This window comes from Caulobacter sp. BP25 (genome assembly GCF_002737755.1).
Classification (GTDB): domain Bacteria; phylum Pseudomonadota; class Alphaproteobacteria; order Caulobacterales; family Caulobacteraceae; genus Caulobacter.
In genome coordinates this window covers 18282-33305 of sequence record NZ_PEGH01000017.1, presented here as the reverse complement: position 1 = coordinate 33305, position 15024 = coordinate 18282, and the positions used below count along the sequence as shown (strand labels likewise).

The following is a 15024-nucleotide window of genomic DNA, read 5'->3' as shown; positions in this document are numbered from 1 at the left end:
CAGTCCGGTCTCGGATGGCTGGTCTGGCCGCACTCGATCGAGCCGCAAGACTTGCGACTTCAAAGCGCGGAAATATTCAATGATCAATTCCGAAACCGTCCCAGTCGCGATCGTCGAAATCGAAGAGCTGGAAGAAATCATTGCTTATTCGACCAGCGTCACCGTCGATTGCGATAGTGGTGATCACTGCACGATCGACTTTCAGGAGACGTCTTGGTAGGCGCCCGGGAGGCGGCGCTCGATTGTGATTTCAAGCGACCAGCCCTGCCCCAAGATGCTGGCTCGGTCGTATGCAGCTGGCGGAAACCCATGGAAATTCGCGCTCACATCGTGAAGGGCAGGGCGACGGTCTATCACCGTGGTCGGCGCTACATGCTCCCCCCGGAAGTCGCGGAGCGCGGTGATCTGGAGGCGCTTCTAGCTCGGAAGCCCGCGCGCGAGGGGCCGGCCCAGGCTCGCGCCTTCCTGACGAGCTTTGACGTCATCCCGGAGGCCTGGATCAATGTGATCGGTGACGTGTTTAGCCCATTGATCCGGCCTGGTGCGCACTTTGTACTGCTGACCTTGGCTTTCATCGCGGGCGTTTTCCTACCGGTTCTGGTCGACATCTACGGCTATGTGCCGATGATCAAGGTCTTCGACCTGAACAAGGCCTCGAACATCGGCTGGGCCGCGATCAGCGGCTTCCTCGGCATCTCGGCCCTGTTGGTGTTGCACGAGTTCGGCCACGCGGCCGCTTGTCGGAGCGTGGGCGTTCGGGCCGACGGCCTGGGCGTCGGCATCTACTTGGTCATGCCGTCCTTCTTCACCAAACTCAGCTTGGTTAAGCTGCTGTCGCGTCGAGAGCGGATCATCGTCTACACCGGCGGTGTCTACTTCCAGATGCTGGCCTCGATCTTACTGACCGTGGCCGCGTGGCTCCTGCAGGAGCGCGCGCTGCTGAGCCTTGTGCATATCAACAATTTCACCGTGCTGTTGAACCTGATCCCCGTGGCGCGGTTCGACGGCCAGAAGATCCTCGCCGAGTTCTCCGATTGGATCGAAGCTCGCGACCCGTTTAAGCTCGTGAAGATCGCCATCGTGGCCGTCACGGCCGCTTATCTTCTCTTTGTCGGTCGCGGTTTGTGGCGGAACATCCAGCACCTCGTCGACGGCGCGATGCATGGAGGCCTGACTCCGTCCGCGGTCTTCCTGGGCGGTCTCAGTTGCTTGGGCCTGATCTTCTTCACCCGATCCCTGCTCAAGATGTTGAAGGCTTCAGTGTCCCGTGCCTAGGCGGCTTCGCATCCATATGGGCGCCGAGAGCTCGCCAATGGCCGACCAGCGGGTCGATGACATGCTGCAAGCGATCAAGGCGCTGAAGGAGCACCCCGCCGATGGAGCGCGTGTCAATCTGGCGCACGATCTATTGGCGCCGCCAATACTCGTCGCGCCGTTGTTCCACCACGTCTTGCTAGGCGTCGCCTTTGTCTCCAACTGCACTACGGCTTATCTGCTGGCTCAGGTCGATGAGGCCTTCCTACATGTCCCGCGGGAGCAAGGCGTCGCCGTTCCGAGGTTCGGAGGCTCGCTCTCCGAGATCCAGGAGGCGTTCGTCGAGTGGGTTGTAGACAGGACGTCGCCCGAAATCCTGACACGCCTGGAGCACGCCTCGCTGAAAGAGCGCAACGAGCGGCATCGGCGCCTGGCCCTGCTGCGAGGGCATCTGACCGCCATGCGCTGGGCCTCGGACGACGCCGATCATCTCGCCGAGGTCGAGGCCCAAGTCTCCTCGCTGATCGCGCGTGAATCCAGGATATGGCTCTAGGACGCGTGCGATAGTTACTCACCTTGAGATGACAGTATTGGATTTCATGACTTTTTCGCCTCGTTCCGCTCTCGCCGGCCTCGCGGCTTGGATCGTCACCGCGGCGTGCGGCGTCGCCAATGCACAGACCGCGTCCCAGCCATTCCGGGATTGTGACGCCGTTTGCCCCGAGTTGGTCGCCGTGCCCGCTGGCACGTTCGTGATGGGGTCGTCGGCTAAGGAGAAGGGCAGGGGCCCTGACGAGGGGCCGACGCATAAGGTCACCATCGCGCGCCCATTCGCCGTGGGGCGCTTCGAGGTCACGTTCGACGAATGGGACGCCTGCGTGGCGGCTGGCGGCTGCAAGGCGACCGACAACGGGACCGCCGTCGCGAGCGACGCCGGATGGGGCCGGGGGCGACGCCCGGTGATCAACGTCTCTTGGCGCGACGCGCACGATTATGGCGCCTGGCTGTCGGCCAAGACTGGCAAGCCCTACCGTCTGCTGAGCGAGGCGGAATGGGAATATGCCGCCAGAGCGGGCGGGCGCTCCACCTTCGCCGACGGAGAGCAAATCTCGCCCAGCGCGGCCAATTTCAAGGATAGCGGGACCAACGCGACCGTGCCGGTGGGCGGCTACGCGCCCAATCGGTTCGGGATCTACGACATGGCCGGCAATGTCTGGGAGTGGGTCGAGGACTGCTTCACGCTCACCTATGACACCGCGCCAGCCGACGGCGGCGCAAACGCGGGCGGCGACTGCGGGCGGCGCATGCTCCGGGGGGGCGGATGGAACACGCCCGACAATTTCCTGAGACCTGCCGCCAGGGGCCGTAACAAGGTCGACTTCCGCGACAACGACTTCGGTTTCCGTATCGCTCGGGACCTGCCGTGACGACGAGCGAGACGGGCGACGCCGAAGCGCGGCGGGAGCACGCGCGTGTTCTCCGCATCCGGAACTGGAGCACCGCCGTCGATATCATGGCGGGCCGGAAGCCGCGACCGACGGTTTGCTTTCCAGCGATGACGCTCGAGGCGATGCGGCGCGGGATCGCGTCATCGCCGTCGGGGCTGATGATCGTGTCGGCGCACTTTTCCACATACTTCCTGTTGCTCGATCTGGCGACGCCGCTAGGCCTGCCATTCCTTGTCCTGACCAGCCAGGAGGGTGTCGCCTTCTGGCGCGAAAACCGGGGCTTGATCCCCGACGCCGTTCAGTTCGTCTCGGCGCTGACACCCCGCGATCTCAGGAACTGTCGGCAGAAGCGCTGTATTCTGTTTTGCATGGCCGACTACGCCGCTAGCGGCTTGGCCAACGCCTACGCGCCCTTGCTCGGACGGCTGCGTTATCTAACGATCGCCTGGGCCAAAATCGCCACGCGCCTGGAGTGCGATGTCTTTCCGGTGATCGCCCATCACGTGGATGAACGGCTCGACGTGCTGGTTGACCATGTGCCTGGTGGCCAGCACGACGCATACGCCCTGGCCACCCGGGTGATCCGTCGGCTCGATGCCTTCATGAAGCTCGATCCTGACGCCTGGGAGCTCGCTAGCCTGCTGATCGAGAGCTATCCGGTGCCCGACGATTACGGCGCCGAACCGGCGCGGCGCGAGATGCTACATCTTGCCCAGAGCGACATCGGCATAAGGTCGGCGCTTCGATCGGCCCTGGCCCACGGAGAGGTTGTTTGACCCGGTTGCCATACATCCTTCTGTCCTGCCTCTTGGCCAGCGTGCTGGCGGGCTGCGTGACCGTCAAGATCGGACCGCGCGACGTTCTGGTCACCAATGAAGACGCGGCTCGCCACGGCTGGAAGATGTCCGGCGAACCAACCAGCCAGGCGCGTCTGGAGCCAGATCGGCGGGTGACCTACGCCAAGCTGAAGGCCGACTTCGGTTACATCCATGCCGCGATCATAGAAGGGCGTCCGGATGCGCCGCTGATCGTGTTCTGCGGTGGTAACGCTTTCCGCGAGGCCTATGCCGGCGCGGCCCGCGGCGGCGCTTTGGCGCCATACGGCGACGTGTTGTTGTTCGACTATCCCGGTTTGGGCTTGAGCGACGGCCGCGGCTCGCGGGCTGACTTCGACGCCGCGCGCGCGGCGCTTGTCGCCGAGATCAAGCGTAGGACTCAGGATGGCCGCCTCTTGATCTTTTGGGGACACTCGCTGGGGGGCGGCTTCTGCGCCGCCTTGGCGGCCGACACCAGCGCCCTCGCGACGATCGTACTGGAAGGCGCCTTCGCTCAATACGACGACGTGGCCGACGCCAAGGCCGGCGTGCTGGCGCCGTTCGTTCGACTGCGCGTCGCCGACAGCGCCGTACGCTACGACATCCCGGCGCTGTTGAAGGATCGGCCCGGACCGGTGATTGTAATCGCGTCGCGCGCTGACAAAACGATCAATTTCTCGGCGACGCAACGGCTGGCCGAGCGCCTCAAAGCTCAAGGTCGAACCGTGGAATTCGTGACGCTGTCGAACGCCGAGCACTCACGGCTGTTCGCCGATCCGCAATACGGCCCACGGGTCCGAGCGGCGCTGAACGCCGTGGCGCGATAGACGTTGTCGCTGACCTCCTACATCGTAAATCAGACAGGCCAGCGCAGCACTCGATCGATGTCATGATCGACGCCAAGGCGATCGCGCATGGTCGGAGACACTCGCCAGCGCCAGGCAATCTCGCGCGAGGAAATCAGCTCTCGGCCCAGCTCATCGACTTGCTCAGCTGGATAGTCTCGGTGCAGCTGGCCATGACCCAGCAACCAGCCGACATCGCTCGGGAAACAGTTGAGGTGCTTTAGGATCTGAGCCCGTCGGTCGTTATTCGCTCCGGCTCAATGGGCTGGCCGCGCAACAATCTCACCAGGAATTTCCTGGCCGCGTCGGCGTCCCGGCGCCGCTGAGCGAGTATGTCGAGCACCTCGCCCTCGTCATCCACGGCGCGCCACAGGTAGACGTGCTTGCCGCCGACCCGGCAGACCATTTCATCGAGATGCCAGCGCGGCGACGGCTTGGGCCGCAGCGCCTTTAGTCGGCGCGCGATCGCCGGCCCGAACTTCTTCGCCCAGCGTCGGATCGTCTCATAGCTGGCTTCGACGCCGCGCTCGGCCAGCAACTCCTCCACGTCTCGCAGACTCAGGCTGAAGCGGAAATAGAGCCAGATCGCGGGCCGGATGATCTCGGGCGCAAAGCGATGACGTTTGAATGAGAGGGGCTCTAGGACGGAGTTCCGGGGTTTAGGGACAGCGCTAGCTTGTCGGATAGGGTTTCTGTGCCAGCGTTAAGTTGTGGCCCCAAGTTAGCGAATTTGCCGACCCGTTCCGTTTCAATGGGTTAGCCGGACGGCGCTAAGTTGTCCCGACATTGTATCGAGTCGTCTTAGCACTTCTAGACGATTGTACCTACGCATCGGTGGAGCAACCGGCTTTGAAGTAAGTCACCGGTTCGTTCCACAGGCGACGTCGAGACCACGCCAACCTCTAGCATTCACGCGAAAGCAGGCGCGTCGCGCGGGGGAGCAACTGCATATCGGCCAGCGCCCGCAGCACATTGTCGGACGTGGCTGGTTCATTGGCCATGCAGAAGGGCATTGAGCCGATAGGACGAGATCGTAACCTCGCCGCGCGCGGTCACCAGGCCGCTTTGGGCGGCCAAGGCTTCGCGTTCGGCGTCGAGCAAATCCAGGACAGGCCTTTGGCCCACCCGCACTTCATTGCGCACGCTGTCCAGCGCGCTCGTCGCGGCACTGGCCTGATCGGTGGCGGCCAGTATCACTGCCCGAGCAGTGGCGACATCGCCCCAGGCAACGATCACCGTCTCCCGGACTCGAGCCTGAGCTGAATTCAGGCTCGCCTGAGCGGAACGAAGCGCCGCCCCGGCCTCGTCTATGCGGCCGCTGACAGCGCCACCCGAGAACAGGGTCCAGCGTCCTTGCACACCCACCGTGACGCCATCGGCGCTGTAGCCGGGAAAGAACTGGTCACGTGCTGTGCTGGCCGTAGCAGTCAGTGCCAGGCTCGGCAGTCGATCGGCCTTGGCGTAGCGAACCCCGGCCTGCGCCGCACGTTCCGCCGCTTGGGCGGCTAATAGCATGGGGCTCGATTCAGATGCCGCTGCGATCGCCTCATCGAGCGAGGCGGGCGTCGCGGGGGGCGAGACCACGGCCTCAAGTCCGTCCGGTTCGGCGCCGACGACCGATACGAAATGGGCTCGGCTCCGGGCCAGCTGGCCTTCGGCTCGGGCCAGACCCGCCCGGCTCTCGGCCAGACGGGCCGTGGCCTGGTCAAGATCTGTGCGCGGTATCTCACCGCTTTTGAAGCGCAACTGCGCCTGGCTGGTGATGGTTTCCATCTGGGCGAGCTGGGCCCGGCTCAACGCCACCATGTCCTGGGCGCTCAGCACCCCGACATAGGCCGACGCGACTTCGGCGCTCAGCATGGCCGTCGCGCCGCCGACCTGGGCCAAGGCTGCGGCCTTGCCCTCTCTGGCCTGGGTGATGGCGGCGCTGACACCACCACCTGAGAACAACGACTGACGCAGCTGCAACGACGCGGCGCGGGGCGAAACATCGCTCTGACCAAAGCCGAAGAAGCCGCTAAGATCGGTCGTTCCGCTGGCGCTCTCAGCCGACAGGGTCAGGCTGGGCAGGCGGCCGGCGCGGGCCTGGGTCAGCCGGGCACTGGCCGCATCCGACTGAGCCTGCACCTGGGCGAGACCTGGATTGGCGCGCCGCGCCAAGACAATGGCCTCAGGCAGGGTCATGGCCGACGCGCCGAGGGGCGTGGCGACGCTGGCCAGCAAGGTCAGGGCAAGGGCGGTGCGCATTATACTCACCGGAAAGCGATGCCCGGCTTGACGCCGAGCTTCTTGAAGATCATCGCGGCCGGGCAAAAGCCGGTAAAGGCCGCCTGAATCATGTTGAGGCCCGCAAAGATGGTCAGGCCGATCCACCAGGGATGGACGAACTGAGCCAGGGCAACACCCAACAGGACGACAAGGCCTGCAAAGGCCAGAACCATTCGGTCGACAGTCATGATCAAACTCCTCTAGCTGGCTCAGGCGCGGGCCTGAGCCAGGGCCTGGTGCGTCCAGGCGACGATCTGTGCCGTGCTCATCAGCCCGGCGGTTCGCGCGATGATGGATCCGTCCCGATAGAGCAGCAGGGCCGGAATGCCCGTGACGCCGAGTGCCCCTGCGGCCTGAGGTTCAGCTTCCGAATTGAGCTTCAGGAGCCGCACGTCCGGCTCGAGCCTTGCGGCGGCGGCAGCAAACTGAGGGGCCATGGACCGACAGGGGCCACACCACGGGGCCCAGACATCGACGAGCACGGCGACGCCCCGACTCTTGCCGGCGTGGGCGGTCAACTGCGCGCCGCTGACCTCGGCTGGCGCACCGGAGAACAGGCGCTCGCCGCAGCGACCGCACTTGGCCGCCAGGGCGTCTTTGTCTTCCGGGGCGCGATTGGTCGCGCCGCAGGCCGGGCAAACAAGCTGCCGCATCACCATGACCCTCGCGCTCAGGGCTTGATCTTGTGGATGCCCATCACGTCCAGGGCGAGCTTCTCGTAGAAGGGCTCGCTCTCACCGCGTTTGACCTTGGCCAGGAAGTATTTCTCGAACCCGACCTTGGCCAGGTGCACCCACTTGCCACTGGCCGACCAGTTGACGTTGCGCGGTGGGATCTGAGGCTGGGCGACAAAGGCCACGCCGCCGTCGCCGAAATCCGCCAGGCAGATGGCGTTCCAGGTCGCCTCATGGGTGGCGGGCTGGCCGTTCAAGATCTCTTTGAAGTTATAGGCGATGGCTGTGACCATGCTCTCAATCATGAAACCGGTCTTGGGCACGCCCACCGGCACCGGGGTCTTGCCCGTCGGAGCGATGGCGACGCAGACCCCCAGGGCCATGATGTTCTGATAGGTCGGATTGCGTTGGTGTTTGTCGACCAAGATGAAACCGCGTGGGTTCGTTAGCCCCTCGACACCGCGCACGGCGGCTACGCCCCGGAAGGCCGGCAGCATCATCGAATAGGAGAACGGCAGATCGTGGGTGGCCTTGACGGCGCCGTCATCGGCGATCTCCTCGACATGCATCATCCCGGCCTCGACCGAGGCGACCTTGGCGTTGGTGACCCACTTGATGTGACGCTGGCGCATCTCGCTTTCCAGCAGTCCCTTGGTGTCCCCTACGCCGTCGAGGCCCAGATGGCCGACATAGGGCTCGGAGGTTACGAAGGTCATCGGCACGCGGTCGCGCACCTTGCGGCGACGTAGTTCAGTGTCGAGGATCAGCGCAAACTCGTAGGCCGGGCCAAAACAGGACGCGCCCTGGACCGCACCGACCACGATTGGGCCGGGATTCTCGACAAAGCGGTCAAAGGCCGTCGCTGCCGTTTCGGCATGGTCAACGTGGCAAACCGACTGGGTGAACCCGCCGTGCGGACCAAGACCTGGGATTTCGTCGAAGGCCAGCTCCGGCCCCGTGGCGATGACCAGATAGTCGTAGTCGAGCAGCACACCGTCGGAGAGTTCCAACTGGTTGCGTTCGGGCATGACCTTGGCCGCGCCAATACCTTGGAAAGCGATGCCCTTCTTTTTGAAAACGGGCGGCAGTTTGACTTCGATGGCCTCGCGCTTGCGCCAGTGTACGGCGACCCACGGGTTTGAAGGCACGAAGTGGAAAGTATCGCCCTGCGAGATCACCTCGACCTCGGCCCTGTCACCCACGGCCAGCTTGATTTCGAAGGCGGCGATGGCGCCGCCAAGTCCGGCGCCCAGAATCACGATGCGCGGCTTGGCCATGATCTCGGTCCTCCAAAACCGCAGTTCTGAGCCAGAGGCTAGGCTCGCTTCGTACGGCTGACACTGATCCGGATCACGTCTGGCCCCGACCCTTCGGGATAACGTCACCCTAACGATACTTGACTAAATATGTGAAAAATCGCATATACGCAACTATGAATTTTGAACCCCGCGCCCTCAAGACCTCTGCGGACGACGCCTGCGCCCTGCTCAAGGCGCTGGCTAATCCGCATCGGCTGATGATCGTCTGTGCGCTAGCTGACGGCGAGCAGTCGGTGGGCGCGCTCGCCCAGTTGTTGGACATTCGTGAGACCCTGGCTTCACAACACCTGGGCCTGCTGCGCCGCGACGGTGTCGTCGCCGCCAGGCGAGATGGTCAGACCATCTACTACGGCCTGCGCAGCGGCCAAGCCCGCGCTCTGGTCGAGACCCTGTCGCGACTGTTCTGCGCGGTCCCTCAAACCGCCCCCGTCAAGGAGACTCATTGATGTTCGGATCCCCCAAGACCAAGGACCTCACCGCCCATCAGGTGAAGACCGCCCTCGATGCCCAGGAAATCCTGCTGGTTGATGTGCGCGAACCGGCCGAGTTCGCCGCCGAACGCATTCCTGGCGCAATCAACGCCCCGCTCTCGAGCTTTGATCCGAAGGCCCTGCCCGACGCTGGCGACAAGGCCGTGGTGTTCAGCTGCGGTTCGGGCAAGCGCTCGGCCACCGCCGTCGGCCACTGCCAGAAGGCCGGCCACCCGCTGGAGACCCACCTGACGGGCGGGATCATGGCCTGGAAGGCCGCCGGCCTGCCGACCGTCCGCTAATCGACAAGCAGAAGACCAAAAGCCCTGGAGGGGACGCCATGACGGTACGGCCACTTATGATCAGCGCCTTGGGAGCCACCTTGCTGCTCAGTGCCTGCGGCGACTCCAAGGAGGCCGCGACGCCGGCGATCAGGATGGCTCCTGCGGCGGATCGTCTGACGATCCGCGCTCAGGTCGTAGAAGACCTCAAGCCGGTTCCCGCCACCCTGACGACGCGCGACATGGCCGAAGCCCGCGCGCGGATCTCCGGAACCCTGGTGGCCCTGAGCGTCAAGGAAGGCGATATCGTCCGCCAAGGTCAGGTCATTGGCCGAGTCAAGGATGACCGTTTGGCCCTGCAGACCGGGGCGTTCGACGCGCAGGTTGCCGCCGCAGCCGCCGAAGCGGCGCGCGCTCAGGCCGATCTCTCTCGCACCCGCGACCTCTTCTCCCACGGCGTCTATGCCCAGGCGCGCCTCGATCAGGTCGAGGCCCAGGCCAAGGCCGCAAACGCCAATCTGTCAGCGGCCCACGCCCAGCGTGGCGCCAGCGCCGAGCTGGGGGCCCAGGGCGCAATCCTGGCTCCGGCCACTGGCCGGATTCTGGTCGCCGACGTCCCGATCGGCTCGGTGGTGATGCCCGGCCAGTCGGTTGCCCGGATCACCGCCGGCCCCTTGGTCGTGCGTATCGAACTGCCGGAAGGTCAGGCCCGCGCCCTCAAGGTCGGCGATTTCGTCGAGCTCGCCGCCGAGGACCTTCGTGGCACGGCCACGCGCGGGACCATCGCTCAGATCTATCCGTCGATCTCCGGCGGTCAGGTCACCGCCGATGTCACCGCCCCCAACCTGCCAGGCGACCTGATCGGCCAGCGCGTGCGCGCGGCGGTCAAGATCGGCGAGCGTCAGGCGATCATCCTTCCCCGGCGCTATGTCGCCACCCGGTTCGGCGTCGACTACGCCCGGCTGGTCGGCGCCGACGGCGTGATCGCCGAAGCGCCGATCCAGACCCGCGCCGGCCCTGCAGCCGACACGGTCGAGGTGCTGTCGGGCCTGCGCCTGGGCGACATCCTGACCCCGGCGGAGGCCGGCCGATGAACCTGGGCCTGTCGGGACGCCTGACCAGGGCGTCGATCCAGTCGCCGCTGACGCCGCTGATCCTGCTGGCGGCCATCGCCGTGGGTCTTTTGGCCCTGGTCTCGATCCCCCGCGAGGAGGAGCCGCAGATCAGCGTGCCCATGGTCGACATCATGGTCGCCGCGCCGGGCCTGCGCGCGCCCGACGCCATCGAGCTGGTCGGCAAGCCGCTTGAGACCATCGTCAAGAGTGTCGCCGAGGTCGAACACGTCTACACCTTCGCCGACGACAATCAGGTGATGGTCACCGCGCGATTTAAGGTCGGGGTCGATCCCGATGCAGCGGCCGTACGCATCCACGAGAAGGTCCGCGCCAACTACGATCGCATTCCGGCTGGAATCGCCGAGCCCTTGATCCAGACACGGGGCATCAACGATGTCCCGAGCCTGGTGCTAACCCTCTCGCCGACGCCTGGCGCGGCTGGCCAATGGACAGACCAGGCTCTCTATGAACTGGCGGGCAAGCTGCGCACCGAGGTGGCCAAGGTCGATGATGTCGGCCTCACCTTCATCGTCGGCGGACGTCCCGAGGAAATCCGCATCGCGCCCGATCCGGCCCGTCTGGCCCAGCACGGCGTGTCGCTGGCCGCCCTGATGGACACCGTGCGTCAGGCCACCCGCGCCTTTCCCGCTGGCCAGATCCGCGGCGGCGGCCAGGCCATCGACGTTACGGCCGGCCGTAGCCTGACCAGTGCTGTCGACATCAGCCTGCTGGCCCTGCCTTCGGCCAGCGGCCAGGCGGTCTATGTCCGCGATGTCGCCGATGTGGCCCAGGGCCCGCGCGAGGATCAGGCCCGCGCCTGGCGCTATGCCCGCGCAGACGGCGTCTGGAGCCAGGCCCCCGCCGTCAGCCTGGCCATCGCCAAGCGCAAGGGCGCCAACGCCGTGGTCGTCTCCCAGGCCGTCCTGACCCGCGTCGAGGCCCTGAAGGGCTCGCTGCTGCCGCAGGGCCTGGATGTGGCGGTGACCCGCGACTATGGCGCCACGGCCAATGAAAAGGCCAATGAGCTGCTGTTTCACCTGGGCCTGGCCACCCTGTCGATCGTGGTGCTGATCGGTCTGGCCATCGGCTGGCGCGAGGCGGCGGTCACCGCCGTGGTCATTCCCACGACCATCCTGCTGACCCTCTTTGCGTCCAACCTGATGGGCTACACGATCAACCGGGTCAGCCTGTTCGCCCTGATCTTCTCGATCGGCATCCTGGTCGACGACGCCATCGTCATGATCGAGAACATCGCCCGCCACTGGGCCATGAACGATGGCCGCAGCCGGATCGACGCGGCGGTCGAGGCCGTGGCCGAGGTGGGCAACCCCACCGTGGTCGCCACCCTGACCGTGGTTTCGGCCCTGCTGCCCATGCTGTTCGTCTCGGGCCTGATGGGCCCCTATATGGCCCCGATCCCGGTCAACGCCTCGGCGGCCATGGTGTTTTCGTTCTTCGTCGCGGTGGTTATCGCGCCGTGGCTGATGGTGCGCTTCGCCCGCAAGACGCTGGATTCGGCCGCAGGTCATGGTCATGACGGCGAGGGCAAACTGGGCGCGCTGTATCGCCGCGTCGCCGGGCGGGTGATCGCCACCCGCAGGAGCGCCCGGACCTTTCTGATCGGCGTGGGTGTTGCCACGCTGCTGGCCTGCGCCATGTTCGCCACCAAGACCGTGACGGTCAAACTGCTGCCGTTCGACAACAAGTCCGAGCTGCAGGTGGTTCTGGACATGCCGGAGGGAACCTCGTTGGAGGCCACCGCCCGTGCCCTGTCCGATGCTGCGGTCATCACCCGCACTCTGCCCGAGGTCACAGCGATCGACGCCTATGCGGGGACCGCCTCGCCGTTCAATTTCAACGGTCTGGTGCGCCACTACTATCTGCGCAATCGCCCCGACCAGGGCGACCTGTCGGTGTCGCTGGCTGAAAAGGGCGAACGCAAGCGCTCCAGCCATATCGTAGCGCTAGACCTGCGCGAGCGACTGACCAAGACGCCCCTGCCCGCGGGCGCGTCGATCAAGGTGGTTGAGGCCCCGCCAGGGCCGCCGGTGATGGCCACCCTGCTCGCCGAGATCTATGGTCCCGACGCCAAGACGCGACGCGCCGTGGCCGAGCGGGTCAAGGCTACCTTCAAGTCGGTGCCCTACATTGTCGATATCGACGACAGCTATGGCCAGGCCCGGCCCGGCCTGCGCCTGGTTCCCGACCGTGATCGCCTGGAAGCCTTGAAGGTCGATGACCGACAGGTGCTGGACTCCATCGGCGCGGCCTTCGGAGGTCAGGTGGTCGGCTATGCCCATCGCGGCGAAGGTCGCGACCCGCTGGAGATTTCTGTGCGCCTGCCGCAATCGGCGCGCAGCTGGGGCGAAGGCCTGGCAGCCCTGCCCGTGGCTCAGAGCCAGGCTGGCCGTCTGGTAGAACTGGGCGAGGTGGTCACCGCCACCCGGGAGCCTGGATCAACTCACATCTTCCGCCGCGACGGCCGGGACGTAGACATGGTTATGGCCGAACTGGCCGGTGCATATGAGGCGCCGATCTACGGCATGATGGCCGTCGACAAGGCGATCAAGGCGGCCGACTGGGGCGACCTGCCAAAGCCGGACATCCGCATGAACGGCCAGCCGACCGACGAGAGCAGGCCGACCGTGCTTTGGGACGGCGAGTGGGAGATCACCTGGGTGACCTTCCGCGACATGGGAGCCGCCTTCGGGGTGGCAATCCTCGGAATCTATGTGCTGGTCGTCGCCCAGTTCAAAAGCTTCCGCCTGCCGCTGGTGATCCTGACGCCGATCCCCCTGACCCTGGTGGGCATCGTCATCGGGCACATCCTGTTCAGGGCGCCGTTCAGCGCCACGTCGATGATCGGCTTCATCGCCTTGGCCGGGATCATCGTGCGCAACTCGATCCTGCTGGTGGACTTCATCCGCCACAGCCAAACCGGCGACCGGCCGCTTCGCGAAGTGTTGCTGGAGGCCGGAGCGATCCGCTTCAAGCCGATCGTGCTCACGGCCCTGGCCGCCATGATCGGCGCGGCGGTGATCCTGTTCGACCCGATCTTCCAGGGCCTGGCGATCTCTCTGCTGTTTGGCCTCGCCTCATCGACGGTGCTGACCGTGCTGGTCATTCCGGCCATCTACGTCGTGCTGCGCGACGATGATCGGCGCCCAACTGCAGAGGGGCCAGAATGATTAAGCCTGGCGACCGCATTCTCACCCCTCGCCGCTATGCGAGACGCCTTGTTCGATCGTGGGAATGCCGCGGCATCAAGGCACGCCCGCTTAAGCTTGAACCTTAATTCGTATCTTCTACATTAGGCATATGAGCAAACTCGCCTTCATCACCCCTGCGAACGACGTTCAGGACCTGGCGGCCAGCGCCCACTCGGCGGCGCGGCTTCTCAAGCTTCTGGCCAGTGAGCAACGCCTGCTGATCCTCTGTCGTCTGATCGACGGCGAGGCATCTGTCGGTGATCTGGCGAGCCATGTCGGACTCGCCCAGTCGGCGACCTCGCAACATCTGGCCAAGATGCGCGCCGAGGGTCTGGTGGCCACCCGACGCGAAGCCCAGACGATCTTCTATCGCCTGGCTGATCCGGCAGCGGTTCGCGTGCTGGAAACCCTTTGCGACGTCTACCGCGCTACGACTGAGGCCTGACCGCCAGGCGGTCACGCGAGATCTCCGGCGCAAGGCTGGGACCAGGGAATTGTTGGCGCCCCGGGTCGGTCTTCAGACGTGCAGGGCTTTCCAGGCAACATAGGCGGCGACCGTCAGCACCAGTCCGGCAAATAGCCTGCGGGCCAGGACAGCGTGTGCCGCCAGCGAGCCTGCGCCCCTTACGCCCACAGCACCTCCCGCAAGCCCCCCCAGAACGAAGAGCCCTGCCACAGGCCAGTTGATCAGACCCGAAGCGGCATAGTTGAGCGAAGTCGCCGCACCAAACAGAGAGACTGACAGCAGGGACGAGGCCGTTGCGTTGGCAAGGGTCATGCCGGTCGCCGCCATAAGCCCGGGCACGATCAGGAACCCGCCGCCGATCCCAAAGAACCCTGCCGCCAGGCCCGTCAGCACGCCGAGAGGGGCCAGCTTCAGCATCAAGCCAGGGCTGATATGGACCAGAGGATCGCCCTGGGACTTGGGCCGGCGCATCATCGACAGGGCGATCGCCGCCATCGCGACAGCGAACCAAAGCAGCAGGCGTTGTCCATCAACGGCCTTGGCCAGTGTCGAGCCAACGAATGACCCGATCAGACCCGCGCCGGCGAAAACGGTGGCGCAAGGCCATTTGACCCGGCCTCCCCGGCCGTGGCCAACCAGGTTTATTCCCGCATTGATCGCAACCGCCGCAGCCGAGGTGCCGATGGCCACATGCGGATCATGGATGCCGACCACGTAGAGTAGGAGCGGAGTGGCTAGCACTGACCCGCCCCCGCCGAACAGGCCCAGGAGCGTGCCGACAAGCGCGCCGCTCATCAGGGTCGAAACGATCATGAACAGGGACATGGAGCAACCCGACAGGCTTGTATATTCATATATTC

18 protein-coding genes are annotated in these 15024 nt (G+C 65.2%); 12 read left to right on the top strand and 6 right to left on the bottom strand.

Features of this window, described 5'->3' with window-relative positions; genetic code table 11:
• Positions 1 to 79: 79 nt before the first annotated feature.
• The 7 genes from CSW59_RS20770 to CSW59_RS20600 all read left to right on the top strand — a co-directional run bounded on the left by CSW59_RS20770 (position 80) and on the right by CSW59_RS20600 (position 4586).
• Positions 80 to 220: a hypothetical protein gene (locus tag CSW59_RS20770; protein ID WP_161495043.1), complete on the top strand. Its 141-nt coding sequence runs from the start codon at positions 80 to 82 to the stop codon at positions 218 to 220.
• An 89-nt stretch (positions 221 to 309) separates the two neighbouring features.
• Positions 310 to 1275, top strand: a complete 966-nt coding sequence (locus CSW59_RS10310) for a hypothetical protein (RefSeq protein ID WP_099443959.1) — start codon at positions 310 to 312, stop codon at positions 1273 to 1275.
• A 37-nt stretch (positions 1276 to 1312) separates the two neighbouring features.
• Positions 1313 to 1807 (top strand): hypothetical protein, encoded by a 495-nt coding sequence (locus tag CSW59_RS10305; RefSeq protein ID WP_099443958.1) that lies wholly within the window; start codon positions 1313 to 1315, stop codon positions 1805 to 1807.
• 28 nt (positions 1808 to 1835) lie between these two features.
• A complete protein-coding gene (locus CSW59_RS10300; RefSeq protein WP_369825769.1) occupies positions 1836 to 2681 on the top strand; it encodes a formylglycine-generating enzyme family protein in 846 nt (281 codons plus the stop codon).
• Entirely contained in the window at positions 2678 to 3478 is an 801-nt protein-coding gene (locus CSW59_RS10295; RefSeq protein ID WP_099443957.1) for a hypothetical protein, read from the top strand. Before CSW59_RS10300 ends, CSW59_RS10295 begins: the two co-directional genes overlap by 4 nt.
• Complete coding sequence (locus CSW59_RS10290) at positions 3475 to 4344, top strand: alpha/beta fold hydrolase (RefSeq protein ID WP_099443956.1); 870 nt, start codon at positions 3475 to 3477, stop codon at positions 4342 to 4344. The genes CSW59_RS10295 and CSW59_RS10290 overlap by 4 nt, the downstream gene beginning before the upstream one ends.
• 62 nt (positions 4345 to 4406) lie before the next feature.
• Positions 4407 to 4586 carry a hypothetical protein gene (locus CSW59_RS20600; protein ID WP_143754988.1) on the top strand — a complete coding sequence of 60 codons (180 nt, stop codon included), beginning with the start codon at positions 4407 to 4409 and terminating at the stop codon, positions 4584 to 4586.
• Here CSW59_RS20600 and CSW59_RS10285 read toward each other — a convergent pair.
• The 5 genes from CSW59_RS10285 to CSW59_RS10265 form a co-directional block, all read right to left on the bottom strand.
• The gene (locus tag CSW59_RS10285) at positions 4583 to 5047 is read right to left on the bottom strand and encodes an IS6 family transposase (protein WP_255408979.1); all 465 of its coding nucleotides are present in this window, start codon (positions 5045 to 5047) and stop codon (positions 4583 to 4585) included. The genes CSW59_RS20600 and CSW59_RS10285 overlap by 4 nt on opposite strands.
• Positions 5048 to 5352: 305 nt before the next feature.
• Positions 5353 to 6609, bottom strand: coding sequence for a TolC family outer membrane protein (locus CSW59_RS10280; protein WP_099443955.1), 1257 nt, complete (start codon positions 6607 to 6609; stop codon positions 5353 to 5355).
• A gap of 5 nt (positions 6610 to 6614) precedes the next feature.
• A complete protein-coding gene (locus CSW59_RS10275; RefSeq protein ID WP_099443954.1) occupies positions 6615 to 6818 on the bottom strand; it encodes a DUF2892 domain-containing protein in 204 nt (67 codons plus the stop codon).
• Positions 6819 to 6839: 21 nt separating this feature from the next.
• Positions 6840 to 7283, bottom strand: a complete 444-nt coding sequence (locus CSW59_RS10270) for a thioredoxin domain-containing protein (protein WP_099444550.1) — start codon at positions 7281 to 7283, stop codon at positions 6840 to 6842.
• Between the two features lie 17 nt (positions 7284 to 7300).
• Positions 7301 to 8581 carry an NAD(P)/FAD-dependent oxidoreductase gene (locus CSW59_RS10265; RefSeq protein ID WP_099443953.1) on the bottom strand — a complete coding sequence of 427 codons (1281 nt, stop codon included), beginning with the start codon at positions 8579 to 8581 and terminating at the stop codon, positions 7301 to 7303.
• Positions 8582 to 8736: 155 nt separating this feature from the next.
• Between CSW59_RS10265 and CSW59_RS10260 the strand changes: the two genes are divergently transcribed.
• The 5 genes from CSW59_RS10260 to CSW59_RS10240 all read left to right on the top strand — a co-directional run bounded on the left by CSW59_RS10260 (position 8737) and on the right by CSW59_RS10240 (position 14143).
• On the top strand, positions 8737 to 9069 hold the full coding sequence (locus tag CSW59_RS10260; RefSeq protein WP_099443952.1) for a helix-turn-helix transcriptional regulator: 333 nt from the start codon (positions 8737 to 8739) through the stop codon (positions 9067 to 9069).
• The gene (locus CSW59_RS10255; RefSeq protein ID WP_099443951.1) at positions 9069 to 9395 is read left to right on the top strand and encodes a rhodanese-like domain-containing protein; all 327 of its coding nucleotides are present in this window, start codon (positions 9069 to 9071) and stop codon (positions 9393 to 9395) included. The genes CSW59_RS10260 and CSW59_RS10255 overlap by 1 nt, the downstream gene beginning before the upstream one ends.
• 38 nt (positions 9396 to 9433) lie before the next feature.
• A complete protein-coding gene (locus CSW59_RS10250; RefSeq protein ID WP_099443950.1) occupies positions 9434 to 10468 on the top strand; it encodes an efflux RND transporter periplasmic adaptor subunit in 1035 nt (344 codons plus the stop codon).
• Positions 10465 to 13677: an efflux RND transporter permease subunit gene (locus CSW59_RS10245; protein WP_099443949.1), complete on the top strand. Its 3213-nt coding sequence runs from the start codon at positions 10465 to 10467 to the stop codon at positions 13675 to 13677. The genes CSW59_RS10250 and CSW59_RS10245 overlap by 4 nt, the downstream gene beginning before the upstream one ends.
• A gap of 130 nt (positions 13678 to 13807) precedes the next feature.
• Positions 13808 to 14143, top strand: coding sequence for a helix-turn-helix transcriptional regulator (locus CSW59_RS10240; RefSeq protein WP_201722773.1), 336 nt, complete (start codon positions 13808 to 13810; stop codon positions 14141 to 14143).
• Positions 14144 to 14215: 72 nt separating this feature from the next.
• On the opposite strand, the gene CSW59_RS10235 is transcribed toward CSW59_RS10240, so the two are convergent.
• The gene (locus CSW59_RS10235) at positions 14216 to 14989 is read right to left on the bottom strand and encodes a sulfite exporter TauE/SafE family protein (RefSeq protein WP_099443947.1); all 774 of its coding nucleotides are present in this window, start codon (positions 14987 to 14989) and stop codon (positions 14216 to 14218) included.
• Between the last annotated feature and the right edge of the window lie 35 nt (positions 14990 to 15024).

Bases quoted from the DNA above. Each gene is read 5' to 3' on its own strand.
- CSW59_RS20770 (WP_161495043.1), top strand. From the start codon at position 80: ATGATCAATTCCGAAACCGTCCCAGTCGCGATCGTCGAAATCGAAGAG.
- CSW59_RS10310 (WP_099443959.1), top strand. From the start codon at position 310: ATGGAAATTCGCGCTCACATCGTGAAGGGCAGGGCGACGGTCTATCAC.
- CSW59_RS10305 (WP_099443958.1), top strand. From the start codon at position 1,313: ATGGCCGACCAGCGGGTCGATGACATGCTGCAAGCGATCAAGGCGCTG.
- CSW59_RS10300 (WP_369825769.1), top strand. From the start codon at position 1,836: ATGACAGTATTGGATTTCATGACTTTTTCGCCTCGTTCCGCTCTCGCC.
- CSW59_RS20600 (WP_143754988.1), top strand. From the start codon at position 4,407: ATGATCGACGCCAAGGCGATCGCGCATGGTCGGAGACACTCGCCAGCG.
- CSW59_RS10280 (WP_099443955.1), bottom strand. From the start codon at position 6,609: ATGCGCACCGCCCTTGCCCTGACCTTGCTGGCCAGCGTCGCCACGCCC.
- CSW59_RS10275 (WP_099443954.1), bottom strand. From the start codon at position 6,818: ATGACTGTCGACCGAATGGTTCTGGCCTTTGCAGGCCTTGTCGTCCTG.
- CSW59_RS10270 (WP_099444550.1), bottom strand. From the start codon at position 7,283: ATGCGGCAGCTTGTTTGCCCGGCCTGCGGCGCGACCAATCGCGCCCCG.
- CSW59_RS10265 (WP_099443953.1), bottom strand. From the start codon at position 8,581: ATGGCCAAGCCGCGCATCGTGATTCTGGGCGCCGGACTTGGCGGCGCC.
- CSW59_RS10260 (WP_099443952.1), top strand. From the start codon at position 8,737: ATGAATTTTGAACCCCGCGCCCTCAAGACCTCTGCGGACGACGCCTGC.
- CSW59_RS10255 (WP_099443951.1), top strand. From the start codon at position 9,069: ATGTTCGGATCCCCCAAGACCAAGGACCTCACCGCCCATCAGGTGAAG.
- CSW59_RS10250 (WP_099443950.1), top strand. From the start codon at position 9,434: ATGACGGTACGGCCACTTATGATCAGCGCCTTGGGAGCCACCTTGCTG.
- CSW59_RS10245 (WP_099443949.1), top strand. From the start codon at position 10,465: ATGAACCTGGGCCTGTCGGGACGCCTGACCAGGGCGTCGATCCAGTCG.
- CSW59_RS10240 (WP_201722773.1), top strand. From the start codon at position 13,808: ATGAGCAAACTCGCCTTCATCACCCCTGCGAACGACGTTCAGGACCTG.
- CSW59_RS10235 (WP_099443947.1), bottom strand. From the start codon at position 14,989: ATGTCCCTGTTCATGATCGTTTCGACCCTGATGAGCGGCGCGCTTGTC.